General features: G+C 27.2%; 13 protein-coding genes. 6 read left to right on the forward strand and 7 right to left on the reverse strand.

What is annotated here, in order from left to right:
- Nucleotides 1-134 precede the first annotated feature (134 nt).
- Genes ACKTTQ_RS03215 through ACKTTQ_RS03225 form a run of 3 tightly spaced genes read right to left on the reverse strand, consistent with a single transcriptional unit; the run spans nucleotide 135 to nucleotide 3,357 of the window.
- Nucleotides 135-845, reverse strand: a complete 711-nt coding sequence (locus tag ACKTTQ_RS03215) for a 16S rRNA (uracil(1498)-N(3))-methyltransferase (protein WP_408048375.1) — start codon at nucleotides 843-845, stop codon at nucleotides 135-137.
- Nucleotides 845-1,963, reverse strand: a complete 1,119-nt coding sequence (locus tag ACKTTQ_RS03220) for a GTP cyclohydrolase (protein ID WP_408048376.1) — start codon at nucleotides 1,961-1,963, stop codon at nucleotides 845-847. Before ACKTTQ_RS03220 ends, ACKTTQ_RS03215 begins: the two co-directional genes overlap by 1 nt.
- 23 nt (nucleotides 1,964-1,986) lie before the next feature.
- Complete coding sequence (locus ACKTTQ_RS03225; protein ID WP_158530812.1) at nucleotides 1,987-3,357, reverse strand: transporter; 1,371 nt, start codon at nucleotides 3,355-3,357, stop codon at nucleotides 1,987-1,989.
- A 144-nt stretch (nucleotides 3,358-3,501) separates the two neighbouring features.
- Here ACKTTQ_RS03225 and ACKTTQ_RS03230 point away from each other — a divergent pair, with 144 nt between their 5' ends.
- Together ACKTTQ_RS03230 and ACKTTQ_RS03235 are read left to right on the forward strand one after the other, a co-directional pair.
- The gene (locus ACKTTQ_RS03230; RefSeq protein ID WP_233487098.1) at nucleotides 3,502-3,777 is read left to right on the forward strand and encodes a DUF4834 family protein; all 276 of its coding nucleotides are present in this window, start codon (nucleotides 3,502-3,504) and stop codon (nucleotides 3,775-3,777) included.
- A gap of 2 nt (nucleotides 3,778-3,779) precedes the next feature.
- Nucleotides 3,780-6,188: a YfhO family protein gene (locus ACKTTQ_RS03235; protein ID WP_408048377.1), complete on the forward strand. Its 2,409-nt coding sequence runs from the start codon at nucleotides 3,780-3,782 to the stop codon at nucleotides 6,186-6,188.
- Here ACKTTQ_RS03235 and ACKTTQ_RS03240 read toward each other — a convergent pair.
- Nucleotides 6,185-7,879 (reverse strand): helix-turn-helix domain-containing protein, encoded by a 1,695-nt coding sequence (locus ACKTTQ_RS03240; RefSeq protein WP_408048378.1) that lies wholly within the window; start codon nucleotides 7,877-7,879, stop codon nucleotides 6,185-6,187. The genes ACKTTQ_RS03235 and ACKTTQ_RS03240 overlap by 4 nt on opposite strands.
- A gap of 445 nt (nucleotides 7,880-8,324) precedes the next feature.
- Here ACKTTQ_RS03240 and ACKTTQ_RS03245 point away from each other — a divergent pair, with 445 nt between their 5' ends.
- Genes ACKTTQ_RS03245 through ACKTTQ_RS03260 form a run of 4 tightly spaced genes read left to right on the forward strand, consistent with a single transcriptional unit; the run spans nucleotide 8,325 to nucleotide 13,405 of the window.
- Nucleotides 8,325-9,545, forward strand: coding sequence for a glycosyltransferase (locus ACKTTQ_RS03245; protein WP_408048379.1), 1,221 nt, complete (start codon nucleotides 8,325-8,327; stop codon nucleotides 9,543-9,545).
- Complete coding sequence (locus ACKTTQ_RS03250; protein ID WP_408048380.1) at nucleotides 9,542-10,822, forward strand: glycosyltransferase family 4 protein; 1,281 nt, start codon at nucleotides 9,542-9,544, stop codon at nucleotides 10,820-10,822. The genes ACKTTQ_RS03245 and ACKTTQ_RS03250 overlap by 4 nt, the downstream gene beginning before the upstream one ends.
- Nucleotides 10,819-11,904, forward strand: a complete 1,086-nt coding sequence (wecB, locus tag ACKTTQ_RS03255) for a non-hydrolyzing UDP-N-acetylglucosamine 2-epimerase (protein ID WP_113785724.1) — start codon at nucleotides 10,819-10,821, stop codon at nucleotides 11,902-11,904. Before ACKTTQ_RS03250 ends, wecB begins: the two co-directional genes overlap by 4 nt.
- A gap of 1 nt (nucleotide 11,905) precedes the next feature.
- A complete protein-coding gene (locus tag ACKTTQ_RS03260) occupies nucleotides 11,906-13,405 on the forward strand; it encodes a lipopolysaccharide biosynthesis protein (protein ID WP_093870714.1) in 1,500 nt (499 codons plus the stop codon).
- A gap of 135 nt (nucleotides 13,406-13,540) precedes the next feature.
- Here ACKTTQ_RS03260 and ACKTTQ_RS03265 read toward each other — a convergent pair whose 3' ends face one another.
- From ACKTTQ_RS03265 to lepB, 3 genes are read right to left on the reverse strand one after another with little or no spacing between them, the layout of a single operon-like run.
- Nucleotides 13,541-14,119 carry a Crp/Fnr family transcriptional regulator gene (locus ACKTTQ_RS03265; RefSeq protein ID WP_143032784.1) on the reverse strand — a complete coding sequence of 193 codons (579 nt, stop codon included), beginning with the start codon at nucleotides 14,117-14,119 and terminating at the stop codon, nucleotides 13,541-13,543.
- A gap of 46 nt (nucleotides 14,120-14,165) precedes the next feature.
- The gene (locus tag ACKTTQ_RS03270) at nucleotides 14,166-14,783 is read right to left on the reverse strand and encodes a WbqC family protein (protein WP_408048381.1); all 618 of its coding nucleotides are present in this window, start codon (nucleotides 14,781-14,783) and stop codon (nucleotides 14,166-14,168) included.
- Nucleotides 14,783-16,366 (reverse strand): signal peptidase I, encoded by a 1,584-nt coding sequence (gene lepB / locus ACKTTQ_RS03275; RefSeq protein WP_408048382.1) that lies wholly within the window; start codon nucleotides 16,364-16,366, stop codon nucleotides 14,783-14,785. Before lepB ends, ACKTTQ_RS03270 begins: the two co-directional genes overlap by 1 nt.
- Nucleotides 16,367-16,433 lie beyond the last annotated feature (67 nt).

The following is a 16,433-nucleotide window of genomic DNA, read 5'->3' on the forward strand; positions in this document are numbered from 1 at the left end:
CCTTGCCGTTTTTTGATGAAAACAGAATTATACTAAACGCAAACCCATGTAACGCGCTAATAAGTAAGAACAAATTAAAGAAATCTGATGTACTCAATGTTAGTTTTTAATCGAGTTAAATATACAAAAAAGAATTATTGATGTAAAAAACTAATTTGTTGTACTGCTGTTAATCCAGCTGTTTCTGTTCTTAATCTTGTGTTACCTAGGGTTATAGGAGTGAATTTTTGAGATAAAGATTTTTTAATTTCATCTGTGGAAAAATCACCTTCAGGACCAATTAGTATTGTATAACTTGAAGCTAAATCTATACCGTCTTTTAAAGTATTCTTTCTAGTGTCATCCTCACAATGAGCTATAAATAATTGGCTTGAAAATTGTTGTTGAATAAATTCAGAAAATTTAACAGGCTCATTTAGCTTAGGTAATTTATACTGTAATGATTGTTTCATTGCAGCTTGTATTATTTTAGCTAACCTTTCAGTTTTTACAACTTTCCTTTCAGAATTTTTACAAATAATAGGTGTAATTTCATCAATACCAATTTCTGTAGCCTTTTCAAGAAACCACTCTAAACGGTCGTTGTTTTTTGTAGGAGCAATGGCAACATGGAGATAATAATTTCGTGAACTTTTTTTTTCTTCTTTTTTAATAATAGTTACAATACATTTTTTATCGCTGGCAATTACTATTTCTACAGTAAATAAATAGTGATTACCATTTGTTATGTAAAGTATATCACCTTCTTTTTTACGTAAAACACGAACTATATGTCTGCTCTCATCTTTATCAAAAGTGAATTGCTTTGTGTCTTCAGAAATATGTTGATTGTAAAATAACTGCATTATAAATTAATTCTATAGGTTCTTCTTCTTTTATGAGTTTCTGGATTAAAATCTTTCCAAATTTTATGAATAGCTTCGTTTTCTTCTAATTCAGGAGTTCGAATACAGTTTTCAATATTTCTATCTGAAAAAGTTTCACAATATTGGCTAAATAAAATAGCAGTAACACCTTTGTTTTGATAGTCAGGATGTACACCAATTAAATAAAAAGTAACATCTTTAGAGTTTTTTCTTGCGTTTAGTAAATGAAAAAGACCAAAAGGAAAGAGTTTACCTTTTGCTTTTTGAAGGGCTTCAGAAAAAGAGGGCATTACAATAGCAAAACCAACTAGTTTATGATTACTATCAATAACAAATTTTATATACTCAGGATTAATAAAACTGATGTATTTTTTTTTGAAATATGCTATTTGTTCATCAGAAATAGGAACGTAGGTTGAAAGTTTTGAATAGGTTTTACCAAATAAATCAAACATTTCATCTACATAAGGCATTATTTTTTTAGTAGAAGTGAAATTTAGTTGTTTTAAATTATATCGATTTTGAATTAAGTTACTTATTCTTTTATATTTTTTTGCATCAACATTTTTAAAAAGAAATTTATTTTCTAAATATTCTTTTTCTTTTTTAAAACCTAATTCTTCTAAATGCACTTTATAATAAGGATGATTATACCATGTGATCATAGTACCAATATGATTAAAACCTTCTGTCAAAACACCTGTTTTGTCAAGATTATTAAAGCCAATTGGGCCTTCTATGTATTCAAGGTTGTTTTTACATCCTATTTCTTTTACTTTATCTAATAAAGCTTTGCTAACATTGACATCATCAATAACATCATACCAACCAAATCGCATTTTTTTTAATCCTTGTTTCCCTACTTCATAAGTATTAATAATAGCTACAATTCGTCCAACTATTTTTTCGTTTTTTAATGCAATAAAAAATTGAGCATTAGCATGTTCAAAAACTGGGTTTTTTGTTTTATCAAAACTGGCTATTTCGTCATTTATTATTGGTGGTACCCAGTAAGGATTATCTTTATAAAGTGAAAAAGGAAATTTAACAAACTGTTTCATTTCCTTTTTAGTATTTATTTCTTTAATGGTAATCATATAAAGTGTATGATTTCTGTTTTTTAATTATCGTCTTCTTCTTTCTTTTTTTCTTTTTCTTCCTCTTTTTTTATTTCTTCTTCTAGTTCTTTTATTTCTTTTTCAAGTTTTAAACGTTCTTTAGCTTTACGTTCAGCTTCTTTTATTTTTTCCTTTTCCAGTTTTAAGCGTTCCTTTTCTTTACGTTTAATTTCTTTTTCTTTTTCTTTTTCTTGACGTCTCTTTTCTTTTTCTACTTTTTTTGCCGCCTTTTTTGCAGCTTTCTTTTCAGCTTTGCTTGCTTTCTTTTTATCCTTTTTGTCTTCTTTAGAAATAATATCGATTAACGATTTTTCTCTTTGCCTTCTAGGTTTTTCTGTTCTAATAGTAGAATTATCTTTATTAGGAGAAATATCTAAATCAACTTTCTGTTCTCGTTTTTTGTCTTTTTTAAATAGTCTTTTAATCTTACTAAATAACCTTCCAAAGAAACCTCTATTTTCATCATATTTTATTGGCTTATCTTCTTCTATTTTATTTCCAAATTCGTCAATTTCAGCAAAGGTATCAAAATGCCTATCTAGCCTATATGAAACACCAATAGTTGAAGTGATACCTATTTCTTTTCTTTCAAAGTTAGCTCTTACAGAAGCATTAATTTGAAGGTTTTTGTTAAATAAATAGGCAGCGCCACCTCCAATACTACTTTTATTTTCATATTTTTCAAAAACACCTTGCATTTCAGCAAAACCAGACCAATAATCATTAAAATTATAGGTACCAGTAACAACATATGAGTACTCAGAAAATTCAGTACCTATGTTGTTGTAAAATAAATTAGTAACTACATTTAATTTATCGGAAAATTCATTTTGAAGTAAAACACCAACTCTAGGGCTCATTCCACCTTTCTCGTGATAATCATTTAAAAAATTACCAAAACTAAGTCCAGCATAAACACCAACATGAGGAATCCATCGTTTATAATCAAAAGAATGTCTGGCTTTCCAACTTCTAATTTCTTTAGTTTTATCATCATATTTAGGTGCATATACCAAATATTTAGCACCAATAGTAAATTCACTTAAACCAGTTTTGTTATATGACGATTCAAAAATATTTTTAAATGCTATTTTATCATTAGATAAAGAGGTGTTTAAATTCAATTCAAGCTTTTCATTAATGAAACTTGTTCTAAAAAATAAATTTAAACCAATAGATTGAGGGTTACTAAATGTTGCAGTTATTGGAACCTTTCTATAAAAAAGACTTGATTCAAGTTGATAAACTCCAGAACCTACACTATATGGGCTTTCTGATAACCCAGGTCTATTTGAGTTTATAACAGTGGTGTACTGTGCTTGTACAAAGGTTGTTGTACAAAAAATAAAAAACAAAAAAAGCCTTTTTATCATGTTGTAAAAATCAAATTTAAGGAGTAATACAAACATACAGTAAAAATATGAATTACTCTATATTATAAGTTTTGTAAACTCTTAACGTTACCTTTTGTTTCAAATTGTTATTTTTGGGTAATTTTTTTGAATATTTTTATTTGTATGATAATACATCAAGCTGGACCTATGACTCTTTTACGAACTATTTTAATTATTCTTTTAGTTTATTATGCTATTAAGTTTTTAGCAAAACTATTTGGCCCATACTTATTAAAGAAAGCAGTTGATAAGGTTCAAAAAAAAGCACAACAGCAGTATGGTGAAAAACAAAGTTCTACTGTTAAAGAAGGTGAAACAATAATAGATAAAAAACCTAATAACTCTAAAGAAAGCAATAACTCAGTAGGAGAGTATGTTGATTTTGAAGAAATTGATTAATTATGAATTTTAAAAAGTTTTTACCTTACGTGATAGCTATTGTAGTTTTTACAATAGCTTCATTGATTTATTTTAATCCAGTTTTAAGCGGAAAACAAATTAAACAGAGTGATATTACTCAGTTTAAAGGGATGTCGAAGCAAGTTGTTGATTATAGAGTTGAGAATGGAGAAGAACCTTATTGGTTAGGAAATGCTTTTAGCGGTATGCCAGCTTTTCAGGTTAGTGCGTATTATCCAAATGATTTTGTACGTTACCTTGATAAAGGATTACGTTTTTTACCTAGGCCTGCTGATTATTTATTCTTATATTTTTTAGGATTCTTCTTATTGTTAATTGCTTTAAAGGTTGACTGGAAACTTGCAATACTAGGTAGTTTGTCCTTTGGATTCTCAACTTATCTAATTATCATTTTTGGAGCTGGTCATAATGCCAAGGCTCATGCAATTGGGTATATGCCTATGGTAATTGCAGGAGTTCTATATTTATTTCAAAAAAGATATTTACTTGGTTTTGTGGTTACTTCTTTAGCAATGGCTTTAGAAATTTATGCAAACCATCCTCAAATGACATATTATCTTGGTTTTTGTTTATTAATTTTAGTTATTGTTGAAGGAATAGAGGCTGTAAAAACTAAAGAAGTTTCTGTTTTTATTAAGCAGGTGTCAGTTTTAGTAGTAGCTGTAATTATTGGAGTTAGTGTAAATGCTACACGATTGATGTCAATGAAGCAATATGCTGATTTTAGCACAAGAGGGAAATCTGAATTAACAATAAATCCAGATGGTACGCCGAAAGAAAAATCAACAGGGCTAGATAAAGAGTATATTACTGAATATAGTTATGGAATTTCAGAAACCTTCAACTTAATAATGCCTCGTTTCATGGGAGGTGGAACTTTTGAAAAGTTAGGTGAAGATTCTAATTTTTATCAAACTTTAGAAAGTAATGCAGGGAAAAGTGTAGCAAAAGAATATTCAAATCAAGTATTAACGTATTGGGGGAAACAGCCAATAGTAGAAGCTCCTGCTTATATTGGAGTTATACTTTTCTTTTTATTTTTTCTTGGGGTGTTTTTAGTAAGAGGCCGATTAAAGTACTGGTTAGTTTCTGCTACGATTTTTTCAATACTAATGAGTTGGGGTAAAAATTTTGAAGTATTAACTAACTTTTTTATTGATTATGTTCCTCTTTATAATAAATTTAGAGCAGTTTCTTCTATTCAAGTTATAGCTGAACTATGTGTTCCTTTATTAGGAGTTATAGCTTTAAAAGAGTTCTTTTCACCAAAAGTGTCTAGTGAAGAGAAAAAAGAAGCTCTTAAAAAAGCATTATATCTTATTGGTGGTTTGTTGTTGGTTTTTACTGTTTTTGGTTCAAGTTTATTTGCTTTTGAAGGTATTAGAGATGCACAATATCAACAGTTACCAGAATTAATAGATGCATTAAAATCTGATAGAAAATCAATGTTATTTATGGATGGTATTCGTTCACTTATATTAGTAACGTTATCAGCTGGATTATTATGGTTTTTACTAAAAAATAAACTAAAAGAAACACCTGTTATTATTGGATTAACAGTATTAATTCTTTTCGATTTAATCTCTGTAGATATAAATTATGTAAACAAAGAAGATTTTACAACTAAGCGAAAAGTGATAAAGCCATTTGTTGCTAGTAAAGCAAATAATGAAATTTTAAAAGATAAAAGTTATTATCGTGTAGCTAATTTTGCTACAAACCCTATGATGGATGGAAGGACTTCTTATTTTCATAATTCTATAGGTGGGTATCATGCAGCAAAAATGAAACGTTATCAAGAATTATTTGATTATCAAATAGCAAAAAATAATATGGAGGTGTTAAACATGTTAAACACGAAGTATTTTATTGCAGGAGAAGATAAGTTTCAAGAAAATCCTGAAGCAAACGGAAACGCATGGTTTGTGAATAATATTAAATTAGTGAATTCAGCTGATGAAGAGATTAAGGCATTAGATAATTTAAAAACAAATGAAGTAGCTGTGTTGAGAAAATCGAGTTTAGAGAATTCGAAAATAAACTTTCCAAAGGAAAAAGATTCAACTGCTACAATTGCTCTAATTAAAAATGCTATAACTGAATTAGTTTATAAATCAACAACAAGAAAAGAGCAATTTGCTGTGTTTTCTGAGATTTATTACAAAGATGGTTGGAATGCGTATATTGATGGGGAATTGGTTCCACATTATAGAGTAAATTACGTTTTAAGAGGAATGTTAGTTCCAAAAGGAAATCACACTATTGAGTTTAAATTTCAGCCAAAAGTTATAAAAACAGGAAGCACGATTGCATTATTATCTTATGTGTTGTTACTATTAGTTCCAATAGGTTGGTTTTTCTTAAATAGAAAAAAAGAAGAAAAGGCTTAATTCTCTAGAGTTTTTAAAAAAGAAGATGGAGTTAATCCTGTTTGTTTTTTAAAGGCTCTAGAGAAAGCAGAAGCATTTGTATAACCAATTTCTTCTCCTAAAGCTTGTATTGAGTATTTCTTGTATTCAGTATTAGTTTTTAATTTTTCAATGATATAATTAATTCTTTTTTTAGTGTAAAACTGTTTAAAGGACTTTTTATAATGTTTGTTAAATACAAAAGAAATATATGTTGAATTTGTGTTGATTTCTTCAGCGATTGACGAAACTGAAAAATCTGATTTTAAGAAAGTATTTGAACCATTAATTTTTTCTATTGCAGAGAGTATTTGGTTTTCAAGTTCTATATCAATATTATATTCTTTCTTAATTGTTTGTTTTTCTTGAGTTTTGCTATTAAGTTTATTAATAGCAGATATTTTCTTTTTATTTTCTTTTTTTAATTTTAAGTATCCTAACAGAAAAACTAGAATTACTATAAAGGAAAAAACAATGATTAGATAATTTTGGTTTCTATTACTTTGTTTTTTTATTTCTTTATTAAGTTTGATTACTCTATTAAAATCATTTTCATATAATAATTGGAATGTTTTTTCTTTGTTCTTTTTAGCTAATTCGTATTGAAGCATAGTTAGCTTAGAATATTTAAAAGCACTATCTATTTTTTTTAAATTATTATATTGATTAGATAAAATATCGTACAAAGCAATTAACGTACTGCGTCTACAAGTTGTTTTTTTATTATTTAAAAGCTTATTTGAATAAAAAATTGTAGAATCAGCATTTTTTAAATTGTAATAACAAATGGCTTTTTGAAAATATTCATAATGATTATAGTTATATCCATTATGTATATTTTTATAGTTGTTTATTGATTTTAAGGCATTAGAATATTCTTCTTTAGCTATTAAAATCTTTGTTTTTTTGAAGTTATATATTATCTCCGAATCTTTATGAGGAGGATTAAATTTTTTAGCTACATTATAACCTTTTTTATAATAAAAAGAGGCAGAATCTATATAATGTAAATTTTGATTTTTTTTACTTAAAGATAAATATACATTACCTATAGAGTTTAAAATGTTTGACTTAAATTTTAATGAATGATAGGCGCCTATTTTGTCTTTTCTATAAACTTTATCAATAAGTTGTAATGTAGGCTTTAGTATTCTAAGAGCTTCATCATAAAATCCTAATTCAGATTTAATAATTGCCAAATGATTTTTGAAAGATAGTTTATTAGTATGATAAAACTTATCTTTTAAAACTAAACTATTTAGAACTTTTTCCTGTTCCATTAAATAATTATAAGCAATATTATACTCTCCTAACTTTTTCTTTAACCAAAATAAACGAGTATATATTGAGATTTTAATTGCTTTAAAACAGAAATCTTCATTGTTTTTAATTTTAAGGAGTACCTTTTTGCAAATCAATTCTGTTTTCTTGTAATTTCTATTTAGATAAGCCAGTTTAGCTTCATAAGTGTAAGCTTGATATAAGCTACATTCATTATTTAAGTTTTTTAATTTACGTATGTAATATTTTATACTGTCTTGATTTCTATTAATAAAGAAAAGACATTTTTTATTGTATAAACTTATTGAGTCACTAGAATTAAAATTAGTTTTAGTTTGAGAAAAAGAGAAGAGGTTTAAAAATAATAAAATAAAAAATATAGATTTCCTCATAAAGCGCAACTAGTAATGATTATAGATGTTTGCTTTTTATAAAAAGCGAGATTTGTAAGCAAATATATATTAATTTAGAGTGTGCTTTTTATAAAAAAAGGAATATGTTTTTTTTTGAATTAAAAATGATTGATATGTTTGTTATATGAATGTCCGAACATTTAGGGAAGATTGAAAGAAAAAGTAGTACTATGTTTTTATTAAGAAATCAAAATGTATAATAAACGTTTTGATTTTTTTTATTTAAAGTCTTAATAGTTTTTTCCAGTAAAACTAAAATAGTGATACATTTGCTTAAAAATAAATAAATGTATAATCAGCTTCCAATATTAGTATGTATAAGTAGTATTAAATTTTTTTTTACTTCAAACGTAATTACAAATTTTAAAATTTTATATACTAAATCCTTTCAAAAACAAAATTATATTTTTTATACAGTTTAAGTATGAGAATTGGAATGTTGCTAAATGGGAGCTATCCCGCAGATATAAGAGTTAGAAAAGAAGCTGAAACGTTAGCTGAAAATCATGATGTTTTCATTTTATGTAAAAGAATTTCAAAAGAGAAAAGTTATGAAGTTGTAAATGGAGTTCATGTTTTTAGGAAAATAGAATATAAAAGTTTAGCACATGAAGGAATTATAGATGTATTAACATCCATAAACTTTATACACCCCTATTTTAAAAAGAAAACTCCAATTTTTATAAAAGAAAATAATATTGAAGCTTTACATGTGCATGATTTACCACTTGCAAAAACAGCATTAATTTTTACTGAGAAGTATAATTTAAAATCAATATTAGATTTACATGAAAACTACCCTGCGGCCTTGATTACTTGGTTTGCTTGGAGAAGAAACCCTATAATTAGAGTAAAAAATAAATTATTATTTGGGTATAAAAGGTGGAGTAATTTTGAAAGAAGGATTATAAAAAAGTATGATGTATTGGTAGCTGTTGTTGATGAAATGAAGCAAAGGTTAATTAATCAGTATGGAGTAGATGAAAATAGAGTAGTAGTTGTTCCTAACACTGAAAAAAAAGAATTTGCAGAAAATTTTGATATAAAAAGCACAAATTATTTTACAGGATTAGAGGATCGATTTATTATTTCCTATGTAGGAGGCTTTGGACCACATAGAGGAATTCACACAGCTATTTTAGGAATGAACAAAATTATTGAAAAATTCCCAAATACTTTACTAGTTTTAGTAGGGCCTGCGAACTATGATGTGAGACTTTATTTACAAAATTTAATAAAAGAACATAAATTAGAAGATTTTGTTATTATCAAAGACAAAGAACCTTTCAAAAATGTTGTAAATATTATGAAAAGTTCTCAATTAAATATTATACCTCATATTTCTAATGAGCAAACAGAAAGTGCAATGCCACATAAATTTTTTCAAATTTTATTGTCTGGTAAACCTTTATTGGTTTCTGATTGTGCACCAATGAAAAGAATTGTTGAAGAAAAAGAAATTGGAAGTTGTTTTGAAGCAGAAAACCCAATTAGTTTTGCTGATAAAGTTTTTAATATTCAAATGAATTATCAAGCGGCTCTTGATAAAGCTAAAAAAGGTAATGAAGAAGCTTTGGTAGGTAATTTAAATTGGGAATTTACTTCTAAAGAATTAATAGCATTATATGATAGGTTAAGCGATTGAAAGTTTTAATAGTAACATATTATTGGGTGCCAGCTGGAGGTTCAGGTGTGCAACGTTGGCTTAAATTTGTAAAGTATTTAAGAAGCTTTGGGATTGAGCCTGTTATATATACTGTTGAAAATCCTAACTATCCACTTGTAGATACTTCTTTAAGTATTGATGTTCCTGAAAATATAGAGGTTATTAAAAGTCCTATTTTGGAACCTAATAATTTATTATCAAGATTTAAGAAAAAAGGATCCCAAACTAGCGCAGGATTTTTAAACCCTAATCCTACTTTTTTCGGTAAAGTATTACAATATATAAGAGCAAATTATTTTATACCTGATGCTAGGAAGTTTTGGGTTAAACCGTCAGTTAAAAAACTTAAAAATTATTTAAAAGAAAATACTGTAGATATACTTATAACTACTGGGCCTCCTCATAGTATGCATTTAATAGGTTTACAGTTAAAGAAAGAATTAGGAATAAAGTGGGCAGCTGATTTTAGAGATCCTTGGACAGATATAGATTATTTTCATCAATTACCATTAACTAAAAAATCAATAAAAAAGCACCACAAATTAGAAAAAGAGGTTTTAAAAAAAGCTGATGCAATTTTAGTTATTGGCAAAACTATGAAAGAAAATTATTCTGACTATTCTAATAAAATTTATGTAGTAACGAATGGATATGATAATGAAGAAGACCAAAAAGAAAAGATTAATCTAGACGAAACATTTTCTATAACTCATATAGGATTAATGAATGCCGATAGGAATCCTAAAATTTTATGGGAAGTATTAGATGAAATTTGTAAAGAAAATGTTCAGTTTTCAAATGATTTAGAAATAAAACTAATAGGTAAAGTAGCCAAAGAAATTGATGAAACTTTAGAGAAATATTCCTTTAAGGGTGTGAAAAAAATTAATTATGTTCCACATAATGAAGTGTTGAACTATCAAAAAAAATCACAAATTTTATTATTAGCTGTAAATAACGTACCAAGTGCAAAAGGTATTATAACAGGTAAAATTTTTGAATATTTACAAGCAAAACGACCTATATTAGCAATTGGACCAGAAAATGGTGATTTAGCAGAAATTTTAAATGTTACTAATTCAGGCGACATAGTAAGTTTTGATAATAAAAGAAAGTTAAAAATAATAATAACTAATCTGTATAATAGTTATAAAGCCCAAAATTTAACTGTTGATTCAAAAGATATTGGTAAATTTCATAGACAAGAATTGACAAGGCAATTAACAGAAATACTTAAAGAAATTAATAATTCTTGAAAAAAATAGTAACCATATTAGGAGCAAGACCACAGTTTGTAAAAGGAGCTGTGTTAAGTAGAATTATAGTTGAACATAATGATTTTCAGGAAATCATAGTTCACACAGGTCAGCATTATGATGTTAATATGAGTGCTGTTTTTTTTGATGAAATGAAAATCCCAAAACCTAAATATAATTTAAATATTAATGGGTTAAATCATGGGGCTATGACTGGTCAAATGATGGAAAAAATAGAAGAGGTTTTATACAAAGAACAACCAGACGCAGTAATTGTTTATGGAGACACTAATTCAACTTTAGCAGGGGCTTTAACTGCTAAAAAAATGAATATTAAGATTGTGCATATTGAAGCTGGTTTACGGTCATTTAATATGGAAATGCCAGAGGAAGTGAATAGAATAGTAACTGACAGGATTGCAGATTTGTTGAGTTGCCCAACTAATAGTTCTTTAAAAAACTTAAAAATTGAAGGGTTTGATAGTTTACCGATTAAAATTGAAAAGCATGGTGATATTATGAAAGATGCTGTTGAGTTTTATAGTAAGCTTTCAGAAGAGAAATCGACTATAATTAACAGATTAAAATTAGCTGAAAACAATTTTGTTTTAGCAACTATTCATAGACAAGAAAATACAGATTCAAAAAAATCACTTGAAAGTATTTTTAAAGCTTTAGAAGAGATAAATAAAAATACTCCAGTAATTTTACCATTGCACCCAAGAACAGCACTTAAATTAAAAGAATTCGAAATAGAATCTAAAATTACCTTAATAGAGCCTATAGGGTATTTTGATATGTTGGAGTTATTAAAAAATTGTACTATGGTTATAACTGATAGTGGAGGATTACAAAAAGAAGCTTTCTTTAATAAAAAACATTGTGTAATAGCTCGAACAGAAACTGAATGGGTAGAATTAGTTGATAATGATTATGCGTTAATTACAGGATTCGAAAAGAAAAAAATAATAGAAGCTTTCAACTATTTTTTAACTTCAACTAAGTTGTTTGATAAAGAATTGTATGGTGTTAATGTTGGAGAGAAAATTTATACATCAATAAAAAAACTAATTCAAGTATAATTTGGGAATAGTATTAAAACAATCGCTTAAAAACACTCTTGTTATTTACTTAGGATTTATAATTGGAGGTGTTAACACTGTTTATTTATATGACCGATTTTTAACTTCAGAATATTATGGGTTAGCCACGTATGTTTTTGCAGCTTCAAACCTTATAATGCCAATAATAGCTTTTGGAATTCATTTTACTATTGTCAAATTTTTTTCTAGTTATACTTCAAAAATAGAGAAAGATAAATTTTTGAATTTAGTTCTTTTTTTACCACTATTTATAGCTTTACCTGTAGGTTTTTTGTGGGATTCTGTTCATGATTTAATAATGAATTATGTTTCAAAGAGTAATTCAAAAGATAATTTGATTATTGAGAATTATACAATTTACATATATATAATTGCAGTTTGTTGTGCTTATTTTGAAGTGTTTTATTCTTGGGCTAAAGTACAATTACAATCGGTATTTGGTAATGTTTTAAAAGAATTATACAATAGAGTAGCTGTTATGAGTTTGCTTTTTGCAGTTTCTTTTGATGTTATTACAAAACAAGAATTTCTTTTTTATATGGCCCTAGCTTACGTTTTAAGATCGATATTAATGATGCTGTATGCGTTTAAGTTATATATACCTAAATTTTCATTTGGATTACCCTCTAATTTTAAAGAAGTATTGAAATACACTTCATATATACTTTTAGCAGGTAGTGCAGGTGCCATTGTTTTAGATATTGATAAGGTTATGATACCAGGTAAAGAAGGATTTGCAATGGCTGCTTATTACTCTGTAGCTGTTTTTATAGGGTCGTTCATTGAAGCGCCTAGTAGAGCAATGACCCAAATATTACAGCCATTAACGTCAAAGTCTATAAATGAAAATAATAGCAAGGAAGTTGAAAGTTTATATAAAAAGAGTTCTATAAACTTATTATTGATAGGAGGATTGTTTTTTATATTGGTAAACACGAATGTTTCCGAGTTGTTTAAAATAATGCCTAGTGATGGTTATGCTGGAGGTGAAAAAGTTGTTTTAATGATTTCTTCAGCTAAACTATTTTTAATGTTATTAGGTAGTAATGGAGCTATTATTAACAATTCTAAATTTTATAGAATAGTATTGCCTATTGGATTGGGTATGGCATTAGGTGTTTATTTTTTAAATGATTATTTCTATTATAATTTAAATTTATCTACCGATGGCTTAGCGTTAGCTACATTGATAATTACTTTTTTCTTTGGAGGTTTTAAATTATGGTTTGTTCAAAATAAATTAAAAATGAACCCTTTTACATTCAAAACTATTATAATGATTTTTATAATTGTTCTATTATATTTTATTTTTAATTTTTGGAATTTTTCTATACCTGAAATGTCATTATTAAACTTTTCTATTCACCCAATAATAAATATTGTTTTAAAAAGTATCTTGATAATTCCTATATATATATTTATAGTATATAAACTAAAGATATCAACACAGTTCAATGGTTTGTTAAATAGATTCGTATAAAAAAAGGTTTATTAATTAAAATAAACCTTTCTATATAAATGTGGGGAGACTGAATTTTTCAGAATTCTCATTATTTTTATGAACCGACAAAATTAGGGGTTATAATAAGAGTTTTTGTTAACATATGTTTACATGTTAACTTGAGTATAACTTTCTTCTAATTCGACTTAATTGTACTGCAGTAACATTTAAATAAGACGCTATTTGATGTAAAGGAATTTGTTTTTCAATTTCTGGAACCGTTTTTTTTAACATTAAATACCTTTCTGTAGCGTTTAAAGTGGTTAATTGTGTTACTCGAGTTATTAATTTTAGGTATTCTTGCATTAATATTTTTGAAAATAATATTGAAATATCATGATTCTTTTCAGTCAAAGACAAGAACAGGTTTAATTTTGTTTCTAAAATAATAGAATCAGATAAACAGTAATAATCTACATTTAAATTAGGTGCATTTATTAATGATTTATGAGGAGCTATAACTGAAATAGGAGTAAATAATGTTCTAATATAATTTTTACCCTTTTGATCCACTAAAAATGAGCAGACTACTCCCTTTTTTAAAATAAAAAACTTAGATTCTTTTTGGTTTTTACCAGCTATGATATCACTTTTTTTATAATGTTTTAAAGTAAGAGCACTTTCTAATTTATTTTTCGAAGTAGTTGATAAAGAGCTCTTGTATTCCGATAAAAATTGTTCTATTGTATTCATTTAAATGTAATAGGAAACAATTATATTTGGGGAGAGTATAATTCGTTTATCTCAAATTTAAGGAAATTTTTTCTAAAAAACTAATAGCATTTGGTCCCTCCATAAATAATAGGTCTAATATAGAAAGGTTTGGGATAAAACCATGTTTATCATCAAACATTTGAATATAAGTATCCATTTCTACTTTTATACCCTTTTTAGCTATAGCTAAACTTCTAAAATCTTCTTCAGCAGTATCATCATAACAAGTAGTTTTTGAGTAAGATTCACTTATTTGTAAAGCATCAGCAACAAATAAATGAGTATCTACAACAACATCATGTAAAAAAGAATACTTTTTACTAAATATTTTATGAATATCGTCTTCATAGAACTCAAAAAAAGGAGAAGTATGGTAAGCAGATTGTAACGATTTAAAATGCTGTTGTTGCCATGGAAATTCATTTTCAACCATAGCATCTTTTGTTTTTTTTCTACCTTCTGATTGTTTGTGTTTTACAGGTATATTTAAAGAAAGTTTCCCATTTGCGCCATATATATAACAACGATTTCTATAGGTTTGTTTTTGAAAATTATCTTCAAATTCAAATGTAACAGAATCACATTGTGAAATTTTAGAGTACTGAGCAATTGGAGCAAAATAAGTAGGAATAAAAAGAGCCATTATGCTTTCTTTTTACTTTTTCTGATACTATAAAAAATATAACCAGCAATCAATACGATTACAACCCATAAATAAGAAACTGGTTTTCCACTTCCTCCAACAGTTGTAAACATTCTATCCCAACGAATTGATTTTAATTTTTCACCAAAACTTTTAGCTTTTGGGTCCCAACTTAACCAAACCATTACAGGTTTCCCAACAACGTGATCAAAAGGTACATATCCCCAGTTTCTGGCGTCTAAAGAGTTTTGACGATTATCACCCATCATCCAGTAATAATCTTGCTTAAAAGTGTATGATTTTGCCTTTTTACCGTTAATGTATATGTTGTTACCAAAAATGGTTAAATTGTTATTTTCATACCTTCTAATAATTTGCTCATAAAAAGGAATACTATTTTCGTTTAATTCAACAGTTACTCCTTTTTTAGGAATATAAATAGGTCCAAAATTATCTGAAGACCAAGCGTATTTAGGACTGTGTGGGAAAACAGATTTATCATAGTGCCCTTTTGGTCTTAATGTTTTTGTTATGCTTTTAACTATTGGGTCTTTTTTAATTAAAGCTGCTTCATCGTCAGTTAAATTTAAAATATATTTCCCATCTCTAGGAGCCCATTCTCGAATGTTATATTTTTCAGCAGCACCTCTACTAAAGTTTTTTCCTTCTGTGTCAACCTCAAAAAACCATTGAGGCTTAGCTCTGTCTGGTAAAATAGTTTTCTTTCCATTAATAAAAACATATCCATCTCTAACTTCTAAACTATCACCAGCAACACCTACACATCTTTTTACATAGTTTGTACGTTTGTCTATAGGTTTATAGGTAAATTTTCCTGAATTATCTCCCCACATTGCTTTTAAAGAATCTGCAGGCCAACTAAACACAACAATATCATTTCGTTTAATTTTTTGAAGCGCAGGCAAACGCATGTATGGTAATGATAATTTATTTTTCCAACTATTTTTATTTTCAGGGTTATCATCTGATAAAAATGACTTAGCACCCAAACCAGGAATCGTATCATGAGCCATCGGAGCAGCTACAGTAGTCATTGGAACACGTGCCCCATAATGAAATTTACTAACAAATAAATAATCACCAACTAATAATGTTTTTTCTAAAGATGAAGTTGGAATAGTATATGGTTGCATAAAATAAGTATGCACTAAAGTAGCAGCAATTACGGCAAAAGCAATAGAACTTAACCATTCATCTACAACATTTGGTGGTTTTAAACTACGATTTTTTATGTGAGAGCTATTAGTAGCATAGTTTATATAGTAGATATATAAACCTAGTGTAAAAATTGCTAAAATGGTGTCTTTTCCTTTATTAAAACCAAAACTTCTACAAGTTTCTACCCAAACAATAGGAAACATTAATAAGTTAACAATAGGAACAAATAATAAAATAACCCACCATTTTGGACGGTTTAGTATTTTCATTAAAATAACAGCATTATAAACTGGTACTGCAGCTTCCCATGCTTTCCTTCCTGCTTTTACATATAATTTCCAAGTTCCTAAAAAATGGATTGCTTGAATTATTAAAAAGAAGATAAACCATTCAGTAAATGTCATAATTTAAATTTTTTTATTCCCTATTAGGGCAAAAGTCAATTTATTAGTGCTTTTATAGTTAAAAAGT

Origin of the sequence: Tenacibaculum halocynthiae, from assembly GCF_964512825.1 — a bacterium.
GTDB classification, from domain to species: Bacteria; Bacteroidota; Bacteroidia; order Flavobacteriales; family Flavobacteriaceae; genus Polaribacter; species Polaribacter halocynthiae.

Excerpts from the sequence above, each read along its gene's own strand:
- ACKTTQ_RS03215 (WP_408048375.1), bottom strand. The coding sequence starts at position 845 with ATGCAGTTATTTTACAATCAACATATTTCTGAAGACACAAAGCAATTC.
- ACKTTQ_RS03220 (WP_408048376.1), bottom strand. The coding sequence starts at position 1,963 with ATGATTACCATTAAAGAAATAAATACTAAAAAGGAAATGAAACAGTTT.
- ACKTTQ_RS03225 (WP_158530812.1), bottom strand. The coding sequence starts at position 3,357 with ATGATAAAAAGGCTTTTTTTGTTTTTTATTTTTTGTACAACAACCTTT.
- ACKTTQ_RS03230 (WP_233487098.1), top strand. The coding sequence starts at position 3,502 with ATGATAATACATCAAGCTGGACCTATGACTCTTTTACGAACTATTTTA.
- ACKTTQ_RS03235 (WP_408048377.1), top strand. The coding sequence starts at position 3,780 with ATGAATTTTAAAAAGTTTTTACCTTACGTGATAGCTATTGTAGTTTTT.
- ACKTTQ_RS03240 (WP_408048378.1), bottom strand. The coding sequence starts at position 7,879 with ATGAGGAAATCTATATTTTTTATTTTATTATTTTTAAACCTCTTCTCT.
- ACKTTQ_RS03245 (WP_408048379.1), top strand. The coding sequence starts at position 8,325 with ATGAGAATTGGAATGTTGCTAAATGGGAGCTATCCCGCAGATATAAGA.
- ACKTTQ_RS03265 (WP_143032784.1), bottom strand. The coding sequence starts at position 14,119 with ATGAATACAATAGAACAATTTTTATCGGAATACAAGAGCTCTTTATCA.
- ACKTTQ_RS03270 (WP_408048381.1), bottom strand. The coding sequence starts at position 14,783 with ATGGCTCTTTTTATTCCTACTTATTTTGCTCCAATTGCTCAGTACTCT.
- lepB (WP_408048382.1), bottom strand. The coding sequence starts at position 16,366 with ATGACATTTACTGAATGGTTTATCTTCTTTTTAATAATTCAAGCAATC.